This window comes from Streptomyces sp. JHA26, from assembly GCF_002005565.1.
GTDB lineage: Bacteria > Actinomycetota > Actinomycetes > Streptomycetales > Streptomycetaceae > Streptomyces.
This window is the reverse complement of the sequence record NZ_BDJC01000004.1, coordinates 139,696-162,109: the sequence shown is the minus strand read 5'-3', so window position 1 is coordinate 162,109 and position 22,414 is coordinate 139,696. Positions and strand designations below refer to the sequence as shown.

Sequence of the window (22,414 nt, the reverse complement as noted above, 5' to 3'; positions counted from 1 at the left end):
TCCCTTCCTTACGTCACTTGGCGGCGGACGGGGCGTCCTCGCCGAGCAGCTTGCCGTCCGAGGTCTCGAACTGCTTCTTGAACGCCGTGATGGCGTCGGCGACGGCCTGCAGGGTGTCGTCGGACATCTTGCCGCCCTCGCGGATGGAGGTCATGAGGCCCTGCTCCTGACGGTGCAGGTACTCCAGCAGCTCCTTCTCGAAGCGGCGGATGTCAGCGACGGGCACCTCGTCCATCTTGCCGGTGGTGCCGGCCCAGACGGAGACGACCTGGTCCTCGGTGGACATCGGCTGGTACTGGTCCTGCTTCAGCAGCTCGACCATGCGCTGACCGCGCTCCAGCTGCGCCTTCGACGCGGCGTCCAGGTCGGAACCGAAGGCGGCGAACGCCTCCAGCTCGCGGAACTGGGCGAGGTCCACGCGCAGACGGCCGGAGACCTGCTTCATGGCCTTGTGCTGGGCGGAGCCACCGACGCGGGAGACCGAGATGCCGACGTTCAGGGCCGGACGCTGGCCGGCGTTGAACAGGTCGGACTCCAGGAAGCACTGGCCGTCGGTAATGGAGATGACGTTGGTCGGGATGAACGCCGAGACGTCGTTGGCCTTGGTCTCGACGATCGGCAGACCGGTCATCGAGCCGGCGCCCATGTCGTCGGAGAGCTTCGCGCAGCGCTCCAGCAGACGGGAGTGCAGGTAGAAGACGTCACCCGGGTAGGCCTCGCGGCCCGGCGGGCGGCGCAGCAGCAGGGAGACGGCGCGGTAGGCGTCGGCCTGCTTCGACAGGTCGTCGAAGATGATCAGGACGTGCTTGCCCTCGTACATCCACTGCTGACCGATGGCCGAACCGGTGTACGGCGCCAGGTACTTGAAGCCGGCCGGGTCGGACGCCGGGGCGGCGACGATGGTCGTGTACTCCAGCGCGCCGTTCTCCTCCAGCGCGCGGCGGACCGACGCGATGGTGGAGCCCTTCTGGCCGATGGCGACGTAGATGCAGCGGACCTGCTTGTTCGGGTCGCCGGTGCGCCAGTTGTCGCGCTGGTTGATGATCGTGTCGACGGCCAGGGCGGTCTTGCCGGTCTGGCGGTCGCCGATGATCAGCTGACGCTGACCGCGGCCGATCGGGGTCATGGCGTCGACGGCCTTGTAGCCCGTCTCCATCGGCTCGTGCACCGACTTGCGCTGCATGACCGTGGGGGCCTGCAGCTCGAGGGCGCGGCGACCCGAGGTCTCGATCTCGCCGAGGCCGTCGATCGGGTTGCCGAGCGGGTCGACGACGCGGCCGAGGTAGCCCTCGCCGACGGCCACGGAGAGGACCTCACCGGTACGCGAGACCGGCTGCCCCTCCTCGATGCCGCTGAACTCACCGAGGACGATGGCACCGATCTCGCGCTCCTCGAGGTTGAGGGCGAGGCCGAGGGTGCCGTCCTCGAACTTCAGCAGTTCGTTGGCCATGGCCGAGGGCAGGCCCTCGACCTTCGCGATGCCGTCGCCGGCAAGGGTGACCGTACCGACCTCCTCGCGCGAGGCCGCGTCCGGCTTGTACGACTGGACGAAGTTCTCCAGTGCGTCCCGGATCTCCTCCGGCCGGATCGTGAGCTCCGCCATCTGAGTTCCCTGCTCTCCTTGTTGGGCCCGAAGTTTCACTTGGGGGGTATTCCACGATTCGGGACTCCCCCCAGTAAGAGGTGAATCCTCTGCACGGCCCAACCAGGGCCGTCGTAAGTACGTACTGCTTGTTGTGCTGTGCCGGCGGCCGCCATCGGCTCGTCGCCGCGGCCGCCGTGGTCGCTAGCTCGCCAGGCGGCGGCCGGCTTCCTCCAGACGGTCCGCGATGGAGCCGTTGATGACCTCGTCACCGACCTGCACCCGGATCCCGCCGAGGACCTCGGGGTCCACGTCGAGGTTGAGGTGCATCGGACGGCCGTAGATCTTCGCGAGGGCGGCGCCGAGGCGCTGCTTCTGCGTGTCGTTCAGCGGCACCGCCGAGGTGACGACGGCGACCATCCGGTCCCGCCGGTCGGCGGCGAGCTTGGACAGGGACTCGAGTCCCGACTCCAGGCTACGTCCCCGCGGCGCGGTCACAAGGCGCGTCACCAGACGCTCCGTGGTCCGCTCCGCCCGGCCGCCGAGCAGGCTGCGCAGCAGCTCGCCCTTGGCCGAGGTGGTGGCCGACCGGTTGGTCAGCGCGGCGCGCAGCTCGGTGTTCGAGGCGACGATCCGGCCGAACCGGAACAGCTCGTCCTCGACGTTGTCGAGCCGGCCGCGCTTCTGCGCGGCGGTGAGGTCGGCGGTGTTCGCCAGCTCCTCCAGCGCGTCCACCAGGTCGCGGGACTGCGACCAGCGGGAGCGCACCATGCCGGCCACCAGGTCGACGGCGGGGCCGCTGACCTGAGTGCCCAGGAGTCGCTGGGCGAGCTCGGCCTTGGCCTCACCGGCCTGCGCCGGGTCGGTGAGGACCCGACGCAGCGACACCTCGCGGTCGAGCAGCGCGGTGACGGCGGCCAGCTCGTCGGCGAGCGAGCCGGCGTCCACGGACGTGGAGTCCGTCAGCGCGTCGAGACGCTCACGTGCGGCGGCCAGGGCCTCGCGGCTCGCTCCGTGCATCCCACTCATCGGGTTGCCTCTGCCGTCGTCGCCTTGCCGTCGAGCTCGTCCAGGAAGCGGTCGATGACGCGGCTCTGCCGGGCGTGGTCCTCGAGGGACTCACCGACGAGCTTGCCGGCCAGCTCGGTGGCCAGCTTGCCGACGTCCTGGCGCAGCGCGGACGCGGCGGCCTTGCGGTCGGCCTGGATCTGGGCGTGACCGGCGGCGATGATCTCCTCACGCTGCCGCTGGCCTTCCGCGCGCATCTCGGCGATGAGCGTGGCGCCCTGCTCCTGCGCCTCCTGGCGCAGGCGCGCGGCCTCGTGCCGGGCCTCGGCGAGCTGGGCCTTGTACTGCTCGAGGACGCTCTGGGCCTCGGTCTGCGCGGCCTCGGCCTTCTCGATACCGCCCTCGATGGCCTCGCGACGCTCTTCCAGAACCTTGTTGATGTTCGGGAGGAGCTTCCAGGCGAGGAAGCCGAAGACGATGACGAAGGCGATGAGGCCGATGACGAGCTCGGGGATCGGCGGGATGAGGGGGTTCTCTGCCTCCCCCTCAGCCGCCAGAATGAGCAGCTGGCTCATGTCGTTGCCTTTCGTCTGGGTTACTGGTCGTCAGCCTGAGGTGATCAGGAGCCGTAGACGAACGGCATAACCAGACCGATCAGGGCGAGCGCCTCACAGAAGGCGAAGCCGAGGATCTGGTTGGCGCGGATCAGGCCGGCGGCCTCGGGCTGGCGGGCGAGGGCCTGCGTGCCGTTACCGAAGATGATGCCGACGCCGACGCCGGGGCCGATGGCAGCGAGGCCGTAGCCGATGGAGCCGAGAGCCTTCAGGTCACCGGTGACAGCGGCAAGGGTCTGGGACATGCCAGTTCTTCCTTTTCTTTACGGACCGGTGGGGGTTGGCCACCGGACGACCAGGTGTTAGGGGACGGGACGCTCAGTGGTGCTCGGCGAGGGCGCCCTGGATGTAGGTGCAGGTCAGGAGCACGAAGACGTATGCCTGCAGTGCCTGGATGAAGAGCTCGAAGGCCGTCATCACGATCGTCATGATGAACGAGACGCCGGCGTAGGCGATGCCGATGCCGTTCAGCAGGTACCAGCTCGCGATCGTGAACAGCAGCAGCAGGGTGTGACCCGCGAACATGTTCGCGAACAGTCGGACGGCGTGGGTGAACGGCCGGACGAAGAGGTTCGAGAAGAACTCGATGGTCATGGCCAACGGCAGCACCGCACCGAGCGACTTGTCGTAGCCGGTCACGTTCTTGAAGAAGCCGACGAAGCCATGCCGCTTGAACGTCAGCGAGACCCACAGGACGTAGACGATCAGGGCCAGCACCAGCGGGTACGAGATGATGCCGGTGACGGGGAACTGGGCGACCGGGATGATCGACCAGAGGTTCATCATCCAGACGAAGAAGAAGAGCGAGACGACCAGCGGGACGTACTTCTCGCCTTCCTTCTTGCCGATGGTCTCGTACACGACGCCGCGCCGGATGAAGTCGTAACCGGCCTCGGCGACCATCTGGAGCTTGCCCGGGACGACCTTCGGCTTGCGGAAGGCGGCCCAGAAGAAGCCGATGACGACGAGCGAGCCGAGCAGCGCCAGCAACATCGTCTTGTTGAAGTAGACGCTGCTGTCCGCGTCGCCCCAGAGGGGCTCGAACAGGAACGAGTGCAGGCCGGGAGCCGGGAAGCCACAGCCGTCGAAGATGTGGCAGTCGGTCTCGAAGGCGAGCACCTGCGTCGGGTCAGCACTCACCGCGGGCTCCTTCAGCGTGGCGCATGGATACGGCAACCTCGTTGTGTCGGCGCGGCGCGGGGCCGCTGTTCGGCACGGGACTGGTGTTACGGATGTGGGGGCGGCTGTGGGGCATCTCGCCTCGCGATGGAACAGGCGTCAGCTGGGATGCCCGCGCCCGCGATGCCGCAGTTGGCACCGGACGATAGCAGGACTTCACATGCCTCTTTATCCCGGCCCTACCCCTCACGACGGGTGGCCCGTCTTTTCGGGCTTTTTACCCGTCGGCTCGGGCTCGACGTAAAGAATCTTGGCCTTCATGTGGGCCCTCGTCTGCGCGGCGATCCACGCGAGCGTGACGGCGACCAGAGTGATCGCGAAGGACCGGGGGTTGAACAGCGTCGTGTTCTTGAAGACGGCGAGGAAGACGAACAGCAGCAGGATCTGCGCCGCGTAGAGCATCAGACCCATCGCCTGGAAAAGGTGCGGAAGCGATTTGGCGGTGCGCTGCAGGACGTAGAGACCGATGCCCATGAAGAGCATCGCCACCACGGTCGCGACGACGGCTCCGACCGCTCCCTTGCCGCCGGCGACCACGGCGCTGACGACGGCGGCTACGGCGCCGACGGCAGCCGTGGGCACGGCGGCCTGAAGCAAGATCCGGGCGTCATTGGACGGCATGGCGGCAACTCCGCTTTTCACAGGGGGCAGTGTGTCGTCATGGACGAGCGTAGTCCCGGGCCGAACGGAGTCCTGACGGCCAAGAGACCGTCGCACTACGGTCCTTAGGCTCTACCCGGGGGTTCTCGTGAACCGTATCACAAACTATTTGATGAGGTCTTTACCTGAGGGTGTGCTGGCTGTCACACATGAGAGTGACAGTGCGCGTCTGTGCAATTACCGCACCGACTTGTCTGGTATTACGGCGCTTTGCTCCCCCACGAGTTGGCAATGCTCTCGTCAGATTCTTACCTTGCGCCCGAGCGGGGACCGACGGCGGTGGCGCCGTTGGCGCCCGAGACGCCGACGGATACCGGAATTCGACCCTCCGCATCTTCCGTCCCCTCCGCGGCCGCCGACGCGTCGGTGGCCGCCGCGCGGCGGCGCCGGTAGCGCGGCGGCACGAAGCGCTCGGCCCAGCGCGGGGCGCGGGGGGTGAAGCGCGGCAGCAGGAGCAGCACCAGGCCGACCGCGCTGAGGAAGACGACGCCCAGCACGATCCACATCGACGCCGCGTTGACGGAGTAGGCGAGTGCGCCGAAGGCGATCAGCGCCGACCAGAAGTACATGATCAGCACCGCGCGGCTGTGGGAGTGCCCGATCTCCAGCAGCCGGTGGTGCAGGTGTCCCCGGTCCGCGGCGAACGGCGACTGGCCGCGCCAGGTGCGCCGGACGATCGCCAGGATCAGGTCGGCGGCCGGGATGGCGATGATGGTCAGCGGCATCAGCAGCGGGATGTAGACCGGCACCATCTGGTGCACGGTGTTGCGCTCGGAGCCGGAGAAGAGCCGCATGGCGTCCGGGTCGACCTGGCCCGTCACCGAGATGGCGCCGGCGGCCAGCACCAGGCCGATCAGCATCGAGCCGGAGTCGCCCATGAAGATGCGGGCGGGGTGCATGTTGTGCGGCAGGAAGCCCAGGCACATGCCCATGAGGATCACCGCGAAGAGCGTGGCGGGGGCCGCCGCCTCGATGTTGTAGCCGAACCAGATGCGGTAGGCGTACAGGAAGAACGCGCACGCGGCGATGCACACCATGCCCGCCGCCAGCCCGTCCAGGCCGTCCACGAAGTTCACGGCGTTGATGGTGATGACCACCAGCGCGACGGTGAGCAGGGTGCCCTGCCCCTGGGTCAGCGCCACGTTGCCCACGCCCGGCACCGGGATCCACAGGATGGTCAGGCCCTGCACCACCATCACGCCGGCGGCGATCATCTGGCCGCCCAGCTTGATCAGGGCGTCGATCTCGAACTTGTCGTCCAGGACGCCGATCAGCCAGATCAGGGCGGCCCCGGAGAGCAGGGCCCGCGGTTCGTTGGACTTCTCGAAGACCTCGCCGAGGTTGGTGAGGTGGTCGGCGACCAGCAGGCCGGCGCACAGTCCGAAGAACATGGCGATCCCGCCGAGCCGCGGAGTGGGCTCCCGGTGCACGTCACGCGCCCGGATCTCCGGCATCGCCCCCGCCACGATCGCGAACTTCCGTACCGGCCCCGTCAGCAGATACGTCACCGCGGCCGTGACGCAGAGCGTCAGCAGGTATTCACGCACGGGCTTCCCCACAGGTCTCGCTGGCCATTCCCAGCCCCACACCCTAGCGACGCACGCATACGTGTGAGGACTTCCGGGTAGCGACGATGGTTGCACGGACGGCTGTGCACAGGTGTGCGCCTACCCCGCCTCACTCCGGATACGGCGGGAACCGCGCGGCCAGCTCCCGTACGTCGTCCCGTGCCACGGCGGGGTCCGTGGTGCCCCGCAGCACCCCCGCGAGCAGCGTGGCCACCGTCTCCATCTCCCGCTCCCCCATGCCCTGCGTCGTCAGCGCCGCGGTGCCCAGGCGCAGGCCCCGGACGTCCGCGTGCGGCAGCGCGCAGCAGTCCAGCACGATCCCGGCCGCCGCCAGCCGTCCCCGCGCCGTCCTGCCGTCGACGCCGAGCGGGGCGGGGTCGGCGGTGATCAGGTGGGTGTCGGTGCCGCCGGTGGTGACGACGAGGCCCTCGGCGGCCAGGCGGGCGGCGAGGACGCGGGCGTTGGCGACCACCTGACGGGTGTACGCGGCGAAGGCCGGGGTGCGTGCCTCGCCGAACGCGACGGCCTTCGCGGCGACGGTGTGCATCTGGGCACCGCCCTGCGTGAACGGGAAGACGGCCCGGTCGACCCGCTCGGCCAGGTCGTTCCCGCACAGGATCATGCCGCCGCGCGGGCCGCGCAGCACCTTGTGCGTGGTGGCGCAGACGATGTCGGCGTACGGCACCGGACTGGGCGCCGCTCCCCCGGCCACCAGGCCGATGGGGTGCGCGGCGTCCGCGATCAGATAGGCGCCGACCTCGTCGGCGACGTCGCGGAAGAAGGCGTGGTCCAGGTGACGGGGGTAGGCGATCGACCCGCAGACGATCGCCTTGGGCCGGTGCGTGCGGGCCAGCGTGCGCACCTGGTCGTGGTCGACGAGCCCGGTCTCCGCGTCGACGCCGTAGCCGACGAAGTCGAACCAGCGGCCGGAGAAGTTGACGGGCGAGCCGTGGGTGAGGTGACCGCCGTGCGGCAGGCCGAGCGCGAGGACCGTGTCCCCGGGGCGCAGCAGTGCGGCGTAGGCGGCCAGCACGGCGGAGGAGCCGGAGTGCGGCTGCACGTTGGCGTGCTCGGCGCCGAACAGGTCCCGGGCCCGCTCGACGGCGAGCCGCTCGGCCACGTCGACGATCTCGCAGCCGCCGTGGTGCCGGGCGCCCGGGTAGCCCTCGGCGTACTTGTTGGCGAGCGGAGAGCCGAGGGCGGCCAGCACGGCGGGGGACGTGAAGTTCTCGGCGGCGATCAGCTGGAGCGTCGTCGACTGCCGACGGCGTTCGGCGAGCAGGATCTCGGCCAGCTCGGGATCCTGCCGCAGCAGGACGCCGAGCGTGCTGTCATCGGCCTCGAGGGCGTGGGTGACCGACATGGTGCGCTCCGGGCGTGCGTCGACGGTGACGTACGACCAATGTAGGCCCGGAAGGTCCCGAACGCCCGGGTTGCCGCGATACGACGTCCCGGCCGGGGCGGCCGCCCCCGCCGCGTGGGCCGTCGCTCACGTCCGCGCGGCGACCCCGGTCAGCGCCGTGACCACCGGGTCCAGCGCCTGGTGTATCTCGTCCCCGATCGACCGGAAGAACGGCAGCGGCGCCCCGTAGGGGTCGTACACCTCGTCCGCCTCCGCCGTCGGCGCCAGGAGCCACCCGCGCAGAGCGGCCGCCGCGCGCACCAGCGCACGCGCGCGCGTGACCACGCCCTCGTCCAGGGACGGCAGGGTCGCGGGGTCGATGGCGTTCACCAGACGGGTGAACTCCTTGAGCGTGAAGGTGCGCAGCCCCGCCGAGTGCCCCATGGAGATGACCTGCGCCCGGTGGTCCCGCGTCGCGGTCAGCACCAGGTCGGCGCGGATCACGTGCTCGTCGAGCAGCTCGCGCCCGGTGAAGCCGGCCGCGTCCGCCCCGAACTCCGCGAGGACCGTCTCCGCGTTCGCCTCCATGGGGGCGCCCTCGTGGCCCCAGGTGCCCGCGCTCTCCACGATGAGGCCGCCGCCCAGGACGCCCAGGCGCTCCGTCACGAAATGCCGGGTCAGCCGCTCGGTGATGGGCGAGCGGCAGACGTTGCCCGTGCTGACGTGGAGGATGCGGAAGCTGTCGCGCGGAAAGCCGAAGGTCGTCGTCACCTCCGCGGCGCGTTCCCCGATGCCTATGCCACGCCCCGTCTCAGGGGCCGTCAATTCGCCACCTCGAGGTCGGGTACCACCTTGCGCAGCTCCTCCGCCGACAGCGCGCCCGCGCGCAGCAGCACGGGCACCTCGCGGGTGACGTCGACGATGGACGAGGGGACGTTGCCGGGGGTCGGGCCGCCGTCGAGGTACACGGAGACGGAGTCCCCGAGCATCGCCTGCGCGGCGTCGCAGTCCTCCGGCGCCGGGTGGCCGGTCAGGTTGGCGGAGGAGACGGCCATGGGGCCGAACTCGGTGAGCAGCTCGATGGCGACGGGGTGCAGCGGCATCCGCACGGCGACCGTGCCGCGGGTCTCGCCGAGGTCCCACTGCAGCGACGGCTGGTGCCTGGCGACGAGGGTCAGCGCGCCCGGCCAGAAGGCGTCGACCAGCTCCCAGGCCTTCTCGGAGAAGTCGGTGACCAGGCCGTGCAGGGTGTTCGGGGAGCCGATCAGGACGGGGCTGGGCATGTTGCGGCCCCGGCCCTTGGCCTCCAGCAGGTCGCCGACGGCCTCCGCCGAGAACGCGTCGGCGCCGATGCCGTACACCGTGTCCGTGGGCAGCACCACGAGCTCGCCACGGCGGACGGCGGACGCGGCCTCGCGCAGACCGGTCACACGGTCGGTCGCGTCGTTGGTGTCGTATCGCCGAGCCATTTAGCGGGCCTCCTCGTACACGTACTGCGGGGTCGGGGTCGTCGGGCCGCTCACGGCATCGCCTTGCGGGCGGTCGCGAAGCGGGGGCGGTTGTTGAGGTCGGGGTGGTCGGCCGCGTCGGCCCAGCCCCGCTCCTCGGTGAAGATCCACGGCACCTGGCCGCCCTGGGTGTCGGCGTGCTCGATGACGACGACCCCGCCGGGGCGCAGCAGGCGGTGCGCGGTGCGCTCCAGGCCGCGGATCAGGTCCAGGCCGTCCTCGCCGGAGAACAGGGCCATCTGGGGATCGTGGTCGCGGGCCTCGGGGGCGACGTACTCCCACTCGGTGAGCGGGATGTACGGCGGGTTGGAGACGACCAGGTCGACCTGGCCGTCGAGGTCCGGGAAGGCGGTCAGGGCGTCGCCCTGGCGCAGGTCGACCCTGGACCCCTCCATGTTCTTGCGGGTCCACACCAGGGCGTCCTCGGACAGCTCCACGGCGTGCACGCGCGAGCGCGGCACCTCCTGGGCGAGCGCGAGCGCGATGGCGCCCGAGCCGGTGCACAGGTCGACGATGCACGGCTCGACGACGTCCATGGCGCGCACCGCGTCTATGGCCCAGCCGACGACGGACTCGGTCTCGGGGCGGGGCACGAAGACGCCGGGGCCGACCTGGAGCTCCAGGTAGCGGAAGTAGGCGCGGCCGGTGATGTGCTGGAGCGGCTCGCGCGCCTCGCGGCGGGCGACGACCTCCCAGTACCGGGCGTCGAAGTCCGCGTCCGGCACGGTGTGCAGCTCGCCCCGCTTGACGCCGTGCAGGTACGCGGCGAGCTCCTCCGCGTCGGTGCGCGGCGAGGGCACGCCGGCGTCGGCCAGCCGCTGGGTGGCCTGGGCCACCTCCATGAGCAGCAGGTTCACGCTGGTCCTCCGGGGCTGAGCTGTGGTCCGGTGCGGGTGGGGGCGGCGGTGCCTACGCGGCGGCGAGCTTGGCCGCCGAGTCCGCGTCGACGCAGGCCTGGATCACCGAGTCGAGGTCGCCGTCCAGGACCTGGTCCAGGTTGTACGCCTTGAAGCCGACGCGGTGGTCCGAGATGCGGTTCTCCGGGAAGTTGTACGTGCGGATCTTCTCGGAGCGGTCGACGGTGCGGACCTGGCTGCGCCGGGCGTCCGCGGCCTCCCTCTCCGCCTCCTCCTGCGCCGCCGCGAGCAGCCTGGAGCGCAGGATACGCATCGCCTGCTCCTTGTTCTGCAGCTGGCTCTTCTCGTTCTGGCAGGAGGCGACGACCCCGGTCGGGATGTGCGTGATGCGCACGGCGGAGTCGGTGGTGTTGACGGACTGACCGCCGGGGCCGGAGGACCGGTAGACGTCGATGCGCAGGTCGTTGGGGTTGATCTCGACGTCGATCTCCTCGGCCTCGGGCGTGACGAGCACGCCGGCCGCGGAGGTGTGGATGCGCCCCTGGGACTCGGTCGCGGGCACGCGCTGCACGCGGTGCACGCCGCCCTCGTACTTCAGGCGCGCCCAGACGCCCTGGCCGGGCTCGGTGGCGCCCTGGCCGCCCTTGGTCTTCACGGCGACCTGGACGTCCTTGTAGCCGCCCAGCTCGGACTCGGTGGCGTCGATGATCTCGGTCTTCCAGCCGACCCGCTCGGCGTAGCGCAGGTACATGCGCAGCAGGTCGCCGGCGAACAGGGCCGACTCGTCGCCGCCCGCACCGGCCTTGATCTCCAGGATGACGTCCTTGTCGTCGCTGGGGTCGCGCGGGACGAGCAGCAGGCGGAGCTTCTCGGTGAGCTCCTCGCGCTGCTTGTCGAGCTCCTTGACCTCGGCGGCGAAGTCCGGATCGTCGGCGGCGAGTTCGCGCGCGGTCTCGATGTCGTCGCCGGTCTGCTTCCAGGAGCGGTACGTGGCGACGATCGGGGTGAGCTCGGCGTAACGCTTGTTCAGCTTGCGCGCGTTGGCCTGGTCGGAGTGGACCGACGGGTCGGCGAGCTTCTTCTCCAGGTCGGCGTGCTCGGCGACGAGTTCCTCGACGGCCTCGAACATCTTGGGCTCCTGCTACTGCGGTGAAGGGGAAGGCGGGCGACCAAAAACGCCGGTCCCGGCGCTCCCCCGGCTGGGGTCGCGGCCGTGGACCGGCGATTGGGGCTCGCTACTTCTTGGAGCCGGCGGCAGCCTTGCCGAAGCGGGCCTCGAAGCGGGCCACGCGGCCACCGGTGTCGAGGATCTTCTGCTTGCCCGTGTAGAACGGGTGGCACTCGGAGCAGACCTCGGCCCGGATGGTGCCGGACTCGATGGTGCTGCGGGTGGTGAACGACGCGCCACAGGTGCAGCTGACCTGCGTCTCGACGTACTCGGGGTGGATGTCGCGCTTCAAGGTGTCTCCTAGGTTCGGGAGGGCTCCGGGTCGCCACCGCGGGATGCGGGAGCGTGAACCGGGGCCGACGTACCAGTCTGCCAGGACCGGCCGCATCTCCCAAAACCGGGGGGCGGGGGGATCTATTCCCCCGGGGCGGGGGCGCCCTCGGGGCGGAGGCGCCCCCGGAGCGCCGGGGGGCTCAGGACCCCGACACGACGCCCTCGGCCCCGCCGGTGGCGGTGTCCTGGGTCACGCCCGCCGGGATCGGCCGGTCGTTCCTCAGCGCGTCCCACACCTGCCGGGCCTTGACCTCCTCCACGAGGACGCGGTTGCCGTCGGCGGGGTCGTAGACCACCGGCATGGTGATCATGTGCATGCCGGTGGGGCCGATGCCCTTCAGGCCGCTCGCGAAGGACATCAGGGAGTTCACCGAGCCCAGGTCGGAGTCGGTGGTGACGGTCTTGGTGGCGGTGTCGGCGATGTCGTACAGCTTCTTGGGGTTGCCGAGCAGGCCGATGTCCCGGACCTGCTGGAGCAGGGCCTTGACGAAGGCCTGCTGGAGCTGGATGCGGCCCAGGTCGGAGCCGTCGCCGACGCCGTGCCGGGTGCGGACCAGGCCGAGGGACTGCTCGCCGTCGAGCCGGTGGGTGCCGGCCTTCAGGTCGAGGTGGCTGTCGGGGTCCCGGATGTCCTCGGTGGTGGTGACCTCGACGCCGCCGAGGTCGTCGACGAGCTGCTGGAAGCCGCTGAAGTCGACCTCGAGGTAGTGGTCCATGCGCAGCCCGCTGAGTGTCTCCACGGTCTTCACGGCGCAGGCGGCGCCGCCGGTGGAGTAGGCGGAGTTGAACATCACGTCGGTCGCGGCGGGGTGCTCGCCGCCGTCGGTGCCGGTGCACTCGGGCCGGTCGACGAGGGTGTCGCGGGGGATGGAGACCACGCTGGCCTTCTTGTGGCCCTTGTGGACGTGCACGACCATCGCCGTGTCGGAGCGGGCGCTGCCGTCGTCGGTGCCGCCGCCGAGCTGCTTGTTGCCGCCGGAGCGGGTGTCCGAGCCGAGCACGAGGATGTTCTCGGAGCCGTCGTCGGCCTTCTCGGGCCGGTCGGCGCCGAGGACCTGGTCGATGTCGACGCTGGTGAGGTTGCCGTTGAGCTTGAAGTACAGGACTCCGGCGCCGGTGCCGCCCAGGACCACGATGCCCGCGGCGGTCCAGGCCATGACGAGGAGCGCCCTGCGACGTCTGGCGCGGGGCTTGCGGCGGCGCCCCTTGCTCCGGCGGCGGGACCCGTCGGCGCGGGACCCTCCGGGACCGGGTATGGCGGGATCCGGCGTGCTCTCGGCGGACATGTGCTCCTCGGTTCTCGTCCGGTCGGATTACCCCCTGCGCTCGGGGTCGGTGCGGTCGCGGCGGTTCGCCGCCGTTTCCCCACCATCGTCCCTCCGTGTGTCGGACGGCGGAACTCGGGACAGGGTTGCACAGCACTCTGTGACCGACGTGTGGCGCGCCGGGCACGCAGCGTGTCCGGACCGGCCGCGATCTCCGCGGTCACCTGCGGTTTCGGCCGATGCCGTCGGACCGGCCGAGACCGCGGCCGGTCCTCACGGCTGTGGCGAAGATCGCGGTGCCGGCCCCGCCGGGGGGCACGGCCGTGCCCCGTCCGGGGCAACGCACAGGGCCGCCCCCGTCACGGGTGTGACGGGGGCGGCCCGGTGGAGGTGCGAAGACGTCAGTCGCCGTTGCCCGGCGTCGGGGTCGTCTTCTGGATCTGCAGCAGGAACTCGGCGTTCGACTTGGTCTGCTTCATCTTGTCGAGGAGCAGTTCGATCGCCTGCTGCGAGTCGAGCGCGTGCAGCACCCGGCGCAGCTTCCAGACGATGGCCAGCTCGTCGCTGCCGAGCAGGATCTCCTCCTTGCGGGTGCCGGACGCGTCCACGTCCACCGCCGGGAAGATGCGCTTGTCGGCGAGCTTGCGGTCGAGCTTGAGCTCCATGTTGCCGGTGCCCTTGAACTCCTCGAAGATCACCTCGTCCATGCGGGACCCGGTGTCCACCAGGGCGGTGGCGAGGATGGTCAGCGAGCCGCCGTCCTCGATGTTGCGGGCCGCACCGAAGAAGCGCTTCGGCGGGTACAGGGCGGTCGAGTCGACACCACCGGACAGGATGCGGCCGGAGGCCGGGGCGGCGAGGTTGTACGCACGGCCCAGACGCGTGATCGAGTCGAGCAGCACGACGACGTCGTGGCCCAGCTCCACCAGGCGCTTGGCGCGCTCGATGGCGAGCTCGGCGACCGTGGTGTGGTCCTCGGCCGGGCGGTCGAAGGTCGAGGAGATGACCTCGCCCTTCACCGACCGCTGCATGTCGGTGACCTCTTCCGGACGCTCGTCGACGAGGACGACCATCAGGTGGCACTCGGGGTTGTTGTGGGTGATCGCGTTGGCGACCGCCTGCATGATCATGGTCTTGCCGGTCTTCGGCGGGGCCACGATCAGACCGCGCTGGCCCTTGCCGATGGGCGAGACGAGGTCGATGATGCGGGTGGTGAGGACGCCGGGGTCCGTCTCCAGACGGAGGCGGTCCTGCGGGTACAGCGGCGTCAGCTTGTTGAACTCCGGCCGTCCGCGGCCGTGTTCGGGCGCCATGCCGTTGACGGAGTCCAGGCGGACCAGCGCGTTGAACTTCTCGCGGCGCTCGCCCTCCTTGGGCTGGCGCACGGCACCGGTGATGTGGTCGCCCTTGCGCAGGCCGTTCTTGCGGACCTGGGCGAGGGAGACGTACACGTCGTTGGGGCCGGGCAGGTAGCCGGAGGTCCGGATGAACGCGTAGTTGTCGAGGATGTCGAGGATGCCGGCGACCGGGATGAGGACGTCGTCCTCGTTGATCTGCGGCTCCTGCTGGATCTCGTCGCGCCCACGACGGCCACGGCGGTCGCGGTAGCGGCCGCGACGGCCACGGCGGCCGCCGTCGAAGTCGTCGTCGTCCTGCTGCTGGCGGTCCTGGCGCCCGCCGCCCTGCTGCTGGCGCTGACCGCCGCCCTGGTTCTGCTGCTGGTCGTCGCCCTTGCCGCGGCGGTCGCGGTCACGCCCGCGGTCGCGGTCGCGGTCACGGCGGTCGCGGCGGCGGCCCTCGGCGCCGTCACCGGCGTCGCCCCGCCCGTCGCCCTGCTGCTGGCCCTGGGACTGCTGCTGCGCGGAGGAGTCGTTCCTCGGCTCGCTCCTGACCTCGGCGGCGGCCGTGTCGGCGGCGGCCGGGCTTCCGGCGTCGGCGGTGGCCCGGCGGCGGCGGCGCTCGGAGGGGGCGTCGTCGGAGGGGGCACCCGACTGGTCGGCGGCGGCCGACGCCTTCGGGGAGGGCTGACCGGGGATCTCGATCTGCTGCTGGGCCACGGCCTTGTCGGCGGCCGTCCGGTCCGCCCTCTTCTCGGCCTTGCCGGCCTTCTCCGCCTTCTCGGCGGTGCCCTCGTCGCCCGTACGGGTCCGGGAGGTGGCGCGGCGCTTCGGCTTGGTCTCGCCGGCGGCGTCCGCGGCGGGCGCGGCCTTGGCGGGGGCTCCCCCCGCGGCCTGCGCTTCCTTGATGACCTCGATCAGCTGGCTCTTGCGCATCCGCGCGGTGCCCCTGATGCCGAGGCCCGAGGCGACCTGCTGCAGTTCGGCCAGCACCATGCCCTCGAGGCCGGTACCGCGGCGCCGCCGGGAGCCGGCACCGGTGGCAGGCGCGGAGGCGTCCGTGGCGGGCGCGGCAGCGGTCTCCTCGACACGTGCGCCCATCAGATCGGTGGTGTCGCTCACGAAGGGTCCTTCCCTGGAGCGGACGTCGGCCTGTCTGGCTCGGCGACCGGTTGTGCTGTCCGGCTTCGGTCCTTGCTGTGTGAACCGTGCCGGGGCGGTGGTCCGCCGAATCGGCGGAGGAAATATCTGGTGATGGCGCTTCCCCTGGCCGTGGCACCCGGTGTCGGTGTCACGCGGTGTGGTCGCACCGGTTCCGAAGCTCCCCCGGAGGGGGTACCCCCACCGGTGGGCCGCTCAGTGTCCGTGTCGGCCGTACCGATGACGTACGACGTCGAGCACACAATGCGGCTTGGGGGGCTCCCGGAAGAATGTCTGTCCCGGACGGGGACACGAGGCACCTCGCCATGGTGGGGTCGGGTGCAGACTTGAGATTAACACTACCGGATCCAACAAACATTCCCCCTCTCGAATCGGCAACCGTACGCGCCTAAATGTCGCCGGAGGTCGCCAGTGGCAGGACGACGGCGCCCTGCTGGTCCAGGCTCAGCCGGTTGGCCGCCCAGTCCGCGCCCGCCAGCGCCTCGACCTTGTCGGCCGTGCCGGCGTCGGCCAGCGCCATCACCGTGGGGCCGGCACCGGAGATGACCGCCGGGATGCCGTCGCCGCGCAGCCGCTCCACCAGCGCGGCGCTCTCCGGCATGGCCGGCGCGCGGTACTCCTGGTGGAGGCGGTCCTCGGTGGCCGGCAGCAGCAGCTCGGGGCGCCTGGTCAGGGCCTCGACGAGCAGGGCGGCCCGGCCCGCGTTGGCGGCGGCGTCGACGTGCGGCACGGTGCGCGGGAGCAGACCGCGCGCGGTCTCCGTCAGGACCGGCTTCCCGGGCACGAAAACCACCGGAACGATGGAACCGGCGGGCTCCATCCTGATCGCCCGGGCGGCGCCGGCCTCCATCCACGACAGGGTGAAGCCGCCCAGCAGGCAGGCCGCCACGTTGTCGGGGTGGCCCTCGATCTCGGTGGCGAGGTCGAGCAGCGCGGCGGTGTCGAGGCGGGACTCGCCGCCTATGGTCACCGCGCGGGCGGCGACGATGCCGGCGCAGATGGCGGCGGAGGAGGAACCGAGGCCGCGGCCGTGCGGGATGCGGTTGGCGCAGACGATCTCCAGGCCGCGCGGCTGTCCGCCGAGGAGGTCGAAGGCGGTGCGCAGGGAGCGTACGAGGAGGTGCTTCTCGTCGCGCGGCAGCGTCTCGCTGCCTTCACCCGCGATGTCGATGTGCAGCCCGGAGTCGGCCACCCGGACGACCACGTCGTCGTACAAGCCCAGCGCGAGGCCGAAGGCGTCGAAGCCCGGGCCGAGGTTGGCGCTGGTGGCGGGGACGCGCACCCGGACGGCGGCGGCGCGGAAGGCGGGACCGGCCATCGCTCGATGACTCTCCTTGAGCTGCGTGGTTGTCGAATGACGTTCGATCGGCATTCGGTGACGAACAGGACCTCTCGGGGCCGCCGCCTCCTGCCGGACGGGCGACCGCACCGCTGCCGCGTGCCGACCGCGGAGACAGCGCGGTACCGCGGCATATGCGGCGGGCGGGTTCAGTACAGCCTATCGAAGGAAGGTTCTGTGGCGACATAGGGCGCACGGGAGGCGCACGATGCGTGTCGTAAGCCCCCTGTGCACCCCCCGTCAAGGGCCTTCCCGGCTGGACGTCGCTTACGCCCGTTCGCGCCGGTGGGAACGGCGCGTTCTGCCGTCGGCGGGGCGGCCGGGACCGCCCCGCCCGGGGCGCCCACCCCCTCGGCGGCCGGGCACCCCGGGCGCCGAGGGGTCGGGCGCGTTCTCAGACGAGGCCGAGGCGCTCGGCCGCGGTGGCCGCGTCGACCGGGACGGTGACGGGCTGGGGGGCGCCGGCGACGGCCCAGTCCGGGTCCTTCAGTCCGTTGCCGGTGACGGTGCACACGATGCGCTGGCCCGGGTCGACCTTGCCCTGCTCGGCGGCCTTCAGCAGACCGGCCACCGACGCGGCGGACGCGGGCTCGACGAAGACGCCCTCCTGGGAGGCCAACAGCCGGTAGGCGCGCAGGATCTCACGGTCCGTCACCTCGTCGATGGCACCACCGGACTCGTCCCGCGCGGCGAGCGCGAAGTCCCACGAGGCGGGGTTGCCGATGCGGATGGCGGTGGCGATGGTCGACGGGTCCTTGACGACCTCGCCGCGCACGATCGGGGCGCTGCCGGAGGCCTGGAAGCCCCACATGCGGGGCTTGCGGGTGCTGACCCCGTCCGCGGCGTACTCCTTGTAGCCCTTCCAGTACGCGGTGATGTTGCCCGCGTTGCCGACCGGCAGGACGTGGACGTCGGGGGCGTCGCCGAGCATGTCCACGATCTCGAAGGCGGCCGTCTTCTGGCCCTCGATACGTACCGGGTTGACCGAATTGACCAGCGCCACGGGGTAGTTGTCGCTCAGCGCGCGAGCGAGCGTGAGGCAGTCGTCGAAGTTGCCGTCGACCTGGAGGATCTTCGCGCCGTGCACGAGGGCCTGGCCCATCTTGCCGAGCGCGATCTTGCCCTGCGGCACGAGGACGGCGGAGACCATCCCGGCCCGCACGCCGTACGCGGCGGCGGAGGCGGACGTGTTGCCCGTGGAGGCGCAGATGACGGCCTGCGCGCCCTCCTCCTTGGCCTTGCTGATGGCCATGGTCATGCCGCGGTCCTTGAAGGACCCGGTCGGGTTCGCGCCCTCCACCTTGAGGTGGACCTCGCAGCCCGTGCGCTCGGAGAGCACCTGCGCGGGCACGAGCGGCGTGCCGCCCTCACGGAGCGTCACGACGGGCGTGCTGTCGGAGACCGGCAGCCTGTCCCGGTACTCCTCGATGATTCCGCGCCACTGGTGGGTCATTGCTGGTTACTCTCCTTCAACCCGCATGATGCTGGCGACACCCCGCACGGTGTCGAGCTTGCGCAGCGCCTCGACGGTGCCGCCGAGGGCGGCGTCGGACGCTCGGTGGGTGACGACGACGAGGGATGCCTCGCCGTCCTTGCCCGACTGCCGCACGGTGTCGATGGAGACACCGTGCTCGGCGAACACGGTCGCCACCTGGGCGAGGACGCCCGGTTTGTCGGCGACGTCGAGGCTGATGTGGTAGCGCGTGACGACGTCGCCCATCGGCGAGACGGGCAGTGCGGCATAGGCGGACTCGCCGGGGCCGGTGGCGCCGCCGATCCGGTTGCGGCAGACGGCGACGAGGTCGCCGAGCACGGCGGACGCGGTCGGGGCGCCGCCGGCGCCGGGTCCGTAGAACATCAGCTGTCCGGCGGCCTCGGACTCCACGAAGACGGCGTTGTAGGCCCCGCGCACGCTCGCCAGCGGGTGGCTGAGCGGGATCATCGCGGGGTGCACGCGCGCGGTGACCGACGCCCCGTCCGCGGCCCGCTCGCAGATGGCGAGCAGCTTGATGGTGCAGCCCATCTCCTTGGCGGAGGCGAAGTCCGCGGCGGTGACCTCGGTCATGCCCTCGCGGTGGACGTCGTCGAGGCGCACGCGCGTGTGGAAGGCGATCCCGGCGAGGATGGCCGCCTTGGCCGCGGCGTCGAAGCCCTCGACGTCGGCGGTCGGGTCGGCCTCGGCGTACCCGAGGGCGGTGGCCTCGTCGAGGGCCTCCTGGTACCCGGCGCCGGTGGTGTCCATGGCGTCGAGGATGAAGTTGGTCGTCCCGTTGACGATGCCGAGGACCCGGTTGACCTTGTCGCCGGCGAGGGACTCGCGCAACGGACGGATCAGCGGGATGGCGCCGGCGACGGCGGCCTCGTAGTAGAGGTCCTTGCCGTTCGCGTCCGCCGCGGCGTGCAGCGCGGCGCCGTCCTGGGCGAGGAGGGCCTTGTTGGCGGAGACGACGGAGGCGCCGTGCTCGAAGGCGGTGGTGATGAGGGTCCGGGCGGGCTCGATGCCGCCGATGACCTCGACGACCACGTCGATGTCCCCGCGCTTGACGAGGGCGGTGGCGTCGGTGGTGACCAGGGCGGGGTCGATGCCCTCACGCACCCGGTCGGGCCGGCGTACGGCGACCCCGGCGAGCTCCACCGGGGCCCCGATGCGGGCGGCGAGGTCGTCGGCGTGCGTCGTCATGATGCGCGCCACCTCTGAGCCGACCACTCCGCAGCCCAGCAGCGCCACCTTCAGCGGACGCGTACGCATCATCCGACCTCGTTTCCTTCATACCTTCTACGGTGGGACCAGTCTCATGCACCGGACGGGATTTTCTTCGATTCGTCCGGATCGTGAGACATTTATTTCATTTTCGCGGGGGTGGAGGACGGAAGATCTTCCACCGGATCCGTGCCCGACGGAGCCGTGCCCAGCGGGGTCGTGACCAGCGGGACCGTGCCCAACGGGGCCCGGCCCCGTGTGCGACGTCTCATCCGACGTCGAGACGCAGCAGGTCCTCCTCCGTCTCCCGCCGGACGATGACGCGCGCCTCGCCGTCGCGCACGGCGACGACCGGCGGCCGCAGCACGTGGTTGTAGTTGCTGGCCATGGACCGGCAGTACGCCCCGGTGGCGGGTACGGCGATGAGGTCGCCCGGTGCCAGGTCGCCCGGCAGGAAGGCGTCCTTGACCACGATGTCACCGCTCTCGCAGTGCTTGCCCACGACCCGGGCGAGCATGGGCTCCGCGTCGGAGGTGCGGGAGACGAGGGCGACGCTGTACTCGGCGTCGTACAGCGCGGTGCGGATGTTGTCCGACATGCCGCCGTCGACGGAGACGTACGTGCGCAGCCCCTCCAGCGGCTTGATCGTGCCGACCTCGTAGAGCGTGAAGGCGGTGGGCCCGACGATGGCCCGCCCGGGCTCGACGGAGATGCGCGGGGTGGTGAGCCGGGCGGCCTCGCACTCCCTGGTGACGATCTCGGTCAGCGCCTTGGCGATCTCGTGCGGCTCGCGGGGGTCGTCGTCGCTGGTGTACGCGATCCCGAGGCCGCCGCCGAGGTCGATCTCGGGCAGCTCGACGCCGTGCTCGTCACGGATGTCCTTCAGCAGCCCGACGACGCGGTGCGCGGCGACCTCGAAGCCCGACATGTCGAAGATCTGCGACCCGATGTGGGAGTGGATCCCGATGACCTCGAGCCCGTCGAGCTGCAGCGCCCGCCGCACGGCCTCGGCGGCCTGCCCGCCGGCCAGCGGGATGCCGAACTTCTGGTCCTCGTGGGCGGTGGCGATGAACTCGTGCGTATGGGCCTCGACGCCGACGGTGATGCGGATCTGCACGCGCTGGCGCCTGCCGAGCTCCTGCGCGACGTGGGCGACGCGGACGATCTCCTGGAAGGAGTCGAGCACGATCCGTCCGACCCCGGCCTCGACGGCCCGCCGGATCTCCGGCACGCTCTTGTTGTTGCCGTGGAAGGCGATGCGCTCGGCCGGCATCCCGGCGGAGAGCGCGGTGGCCAGCTCGCCCCCGGAGCACACGTCGAGGTTCAGCCCCTCCTCCTCCAGCCACCGCACCACGGCCCGGGACAGGAAGGCCTTGCCCGCGTAGAAGACGTCGGCGTCGGCACCGAAGGCGGTGCGCCAGGCCCGCGCCCGGTCCCGGAAGTCGGCCTCGTCGAGGACGTAGGCGGGGGTGCCGTACTCCTCGGCGAGCCGCGTCACGGGAACCCCGCCGACGGTGACGGCGCCGTCCGCGTCGCGGGTGACGGTCCGGGCCCAGACCTTGGGGTCGAGGACGTTGAGGTCGGCGGGCGGCGCGGTGTAGTGCCCCTCGGGGAGGACGTCGGCGTGACGGGGCCCGGCGGGGTGTGCGGAACGGCTCATGGCGTCTTCAGGGCTCTCTCAGAGATGGTCGGGTGCGTCGATACCGAGCAGGGACAGGCCGCCGGCCAGCACCGTCCCGGCGGCTTCGGCGAGCGCGAGCCGGGCGCGGTGGGCGGCCGAGGGTTTCTCCGCCCCGCGCGGGAGCACGGCCGGCAGGAAGGGCAGCACGGCGTCGGCGACGGCGACGAGGTGCCGGGCGAGCCGGTCGGGGGCGCGGTGCTCGGCCGCGGCGGCGAGGACGCGGGGATGGTCGGCGAGGGCGGTGAGGAGGTCCTGGGGGGCGGGCTCGGCCGCGAGGGGGGCGGGCTCGGCGGTGAACCCCAGGTCGGCGGCGTTCCGGGTGAGCGCGCGGGTGCGGGCGTGGGCGTACCGGACACGGAAGAGCGGGTTGCCCTCGCGCTGGACGAGGTGCTCGTCGCCGGTACGGGGCCGGTCGTGGGGGGCGGGGTGGAGCAGGGCCCAGCGGCCGGCGTCGCGACCGAGGCGGAGGGGGTCGGGATCACCGGGGGCGGGGACGGGCCGGACGGTCACGGCGAGCTCCGCGGGCGCCGGCCCGGCGGCGTCGACGCGTACGCCGAGGGCGGCGGTCCACTCGGGGGCGAGGGGGGCCGCGCAGCTCGTGCGGACGAGGGCGCCCTGGGAGCGGAGGACGCGGGCGGCCGCCTCGGCGACGACCACGGCACGGAGGTCGTGGGGGCAGTGCAGCTGCACGACCCGGCCGGTGGGCCCGTCGGCGTACCCGTAGCGGGTGCCGCGCCGCAGGATCTCCTCGACGAGGGCGACGGGGGCGGTGCCGTGGAGGCTGATGTTGAGGAACCCGGGCCCGGTGAGGACGACGTCCGTGATGCCGTCGGCGTCCGCGAGATACGGCCGCAGCACCTCGGCGACCCGGCGGGGCGGCTGCCCGGCCGACCGGGCGAGCTGGAGGGCGATGGTGGTGGCGTAGTCGCCGCACCCCCCGGGCCCCGGCGGAGCGACCACGGCCCGCTCGGGAACGGCCACCTCGAGCTCACCCGCGTCGACGGCGCGACGCACCGCGTGCAGCACGGTGCGGGAGAGCTCTACGGGGGTCACGGGTCAAGCGTAGGGGAGGAGGGGGGTGGGTAGGCGAACCCGTTTGACCGCAGTCCCG

The 22,414-nt window shown here is 71.4% G+C and carries 20 protein-coding genes; all 20 read right to left on the bottom strand.

Annotation, left to right across the window (positions count from 1 at the left end):
- Window positions 1-13: 13 nt before the first annotated feature.
- Complete coding sequence (gene atpA, locus JHAT_RS04055) at window positions 14-1,603, bottom strand: F0F1 ATP synthase subunit alpha (protein WP_077796634.1); 1,590 nt, start codon at window positions 1,601-1,603, stop codon at window positions 14-16.
- A gap of 183 nt (window positions 1,604-1,786) precedes the next feature.
- Window positions 1,787-2,602 carry a F0F1 ATP synthase subunit delta gene (locus JHAT_RS04050; RefSeq protein WP_077796633.1) on the bottom strand — a complete coding sequence of 272 codons (816 nt, stop codon included), beginning with the start codon at window positions 2,600-2,602 and terminating at the stop codon, window positions 1,787-1,789.
- 5 nt (window positions 2,603-2,607) lie between these two features.
- Window positions 2,608-3,165: a F0F1 ATP synthase subunit B gene (locus JHAT_RS04045; RefSeq protein ID WP_077796632.1), complete on the bottom strand. Its 558-nt coding sequence runs from the start codon at window positions 3,163-3,165 to the stop codon at window positions 2,608-2,610.
- Between the two features lie 44 nt (window positions 3,166-3,209).
- A complete protein-coding gene (locus JHAT_RS04040) occupies window positions 3,210-3,449 on the bottom strand; it encodes an ATP synthase subunit C (protein WP_005311859.1) in 240 nt (79 codons plus the stop codon).
- Window positions 3,450-3,522: 73 nt separating this feature from the next.
- Window positions 3,523-4,344, bottom strand: a complete 822-nt coding sequence (atpB, locus tag JHAT_RS04035; RefSeq protein WP_077796631.1) for a F0F1 ATP synthase subunit A — start codon at window positions 4,342-4,344, stop codon at window positions 3,523-3,525.
- A 225-nt stretch (window positions 4,345-4,569) separates the two neighbouring features.
- Window positions 4,570-5,004: a hypothetical protein gene (locus JHAT_RS04030; RefSeq protein WP_077796630.1), complete on the bottom strand. Its 435-nt coding sequence runs from the start codon at window positions 5,002-5,004 to the stop codon at window positions 4,570-4,572.
- Between the two features lie 287 nt (window positions 5,005-5,291).
- Entirely contained in the window at window positions 5,292-6,590 is a 1,299-nt protein-coding gene (locus JHAT_RS04025; RefSeq protein WP_077796629.1) for an MraY family glycosyltransferase, read from the bottom strand.
- A gap of 130 nt (window positions 6,591-6,720) precedes the next feature.
- Window positions 6,721-7,974, bottom strand: a complete 1,254-nt coding sequence (gene glyA / locus JHAT_RS04020) for a serine hydroxymethyltransferase (RefSeq protein ID WP_077796628.1) — start codon at window positions 7,972-7,974, stop codon at window positions 6,721-6,723.
- Window positions 7,975-8,100: 126 nt separating this feature from the next.
- Window positions 8,101-8,778: a protein-tyrosine-phosphatase gene (locus JHAT_RS04015; protein WP_077796627.1), complete on the bottom strand. Its 678-nt coding sequence runs from the start codon at window positions 8,776-8,778 to the stop codon at window positions 8,101-8,103.
- Window positions 8,775-9,422 (bottom strand): L-threonylcarbamoyladenylate synthase, encoded by a 648-nt coding sequence (locus JHAT_RS04010; protein WP_077796626.1) that lies wholly within the window; start codon window positions 9,420-9,422, stop codon window positions 8,775-8,777. Before JHAT_RS04010 ends, JHAT_RS04015 begins: the two co-directional genes overlap by 4 nt.
- 50 nt (window positions 9,423-9,472) lie before the next feature.
- Complete coding sequence (prmC, locus tag JHAT_RS04005; protein ID WP_077796625.1) at window positions 9,473-10,318, bottom strand: peptide chain release factor N(5)-glutamine methyltransferase; 846 nt, start codon at window positions 10,316-10,318, stop codon at window positions 9,473-9,475.
- A gap of 52 nt (window positions 10,319-10,370) precedes the next feature.
- The gene (prfA, locus tag JHAT_RS04000; RefSeq protein WP_077796624.1) at window positions 10,371-11,447 is read right to left on the bottom strand and encodes a peptide chain release factor 1; all 1,077 of its coding nucleotides are present in this window, start codon (window positions 11,445-11,447) and stop codon (window positions 10,371-10,373) included.
- 106 nt (window positions 11,448-11,553) lie between these two features.
- Window positions 11,554-11,778, bottom strand: coding sequence for a 50S ribosomal protein L31 (gene rpmE / locus JHAT_RS03995; protein ID WP_019326867.1), 225 nt, complete (start codon window positions 11,776-11,778; stop codon window positions 11,554-11,556).
- Between the two features lie 181 nt (window positions 11,779-11,959).
- A complete protein-coding gene (locus JHAT_RS03990) occupies window positions 11,960-13,105 on the bottom strand; it encodes an LCP family protein (RefSeq protein WP_077796623.1) in 1,146 nt (381 codons plus the stop codon).
- Window positions 13,106-13,485: 380 nt separating this feature from the next.
- The gene (rho, locus tag JHAT_RS03985) at window positions 13,486-15,543 is read right to left on the bottom strand and encodes a transcription termination factor Rho (protein ID WP_077796622.1); all 2,058 of its coding nucleotides are present in this window, start codon (window positions 15,541-15,543) and stop codon (window positions 13,486-13,488) included.
- 427 nt (window positions 15,544-15,970) lie between these two features.
- The gene (gene thrB / locus JHAT_RS03980) at window positions 15,971-16,900 is read right to left on the bottom strand and encodes a homoserine kinase (protein WP_077796621.1); all 930 of its coding nucleotides are present in this window, start codon (window positions 16,898-16,900) and stop codon (window positions 15,971-15,973) included.
- Between the two features lie 415 nt (window positions 16,901-17,315).
- Window positions 17,316-18,374, bottom strand: coding sequence for a threonine synthase (gene thrC / locus JHAT_RS03975; protein ID WP_077796620.1), 1,059 nt, complete (start codon window positions 18,372-18,374; stop codon window positions 17,316-17,318).
- A 6-nt stretch (window positions 18,375-18,380) separates the two neighbouring features.
- Complete coding sequence (locus tag JHAT_RS03970) at window positions 18,381-19,673, bottom strand: homoserine dehydrogenase (protein ID WP_077796619.1); 1,293 nt, start codon at window positions 19,671-19,673, stop codon at window positions 18,381-18,383.
- A gap of 217 nt (window positions 19,674-19,890) precedes the next feature.
- Window positions 19,891-21,282 (bottom strand): diaminopimelate decarboxylase, encoded by a 1,392-nt coding sequence (lysA, locus tag JHAT_RS03965; RefSeq protein ID WP_077796618.1) that lies wholly within the window; start codon window positions 21,280-21,282, stop codon window positions 19,891-19,893.
- An 18-nt stretch (window positions 21,283-21,300) separates the two neighbouring features.
- Window positions 21,301-22,356: an ArgS-related anticodon-binding protein NrtL gene (nrtL, locus tag JHAT_RS03960; protein ID WP_077796617.1), complete on the bottom strand. Its 1,056-nt coding sequence runs from the start codon at window positions 22,354-22,356 to the stop codon at window positions 21,301-21,303.
- Between the last annotated feature and the right edge of the window lie 58 nt (window positions 22,357-22,414).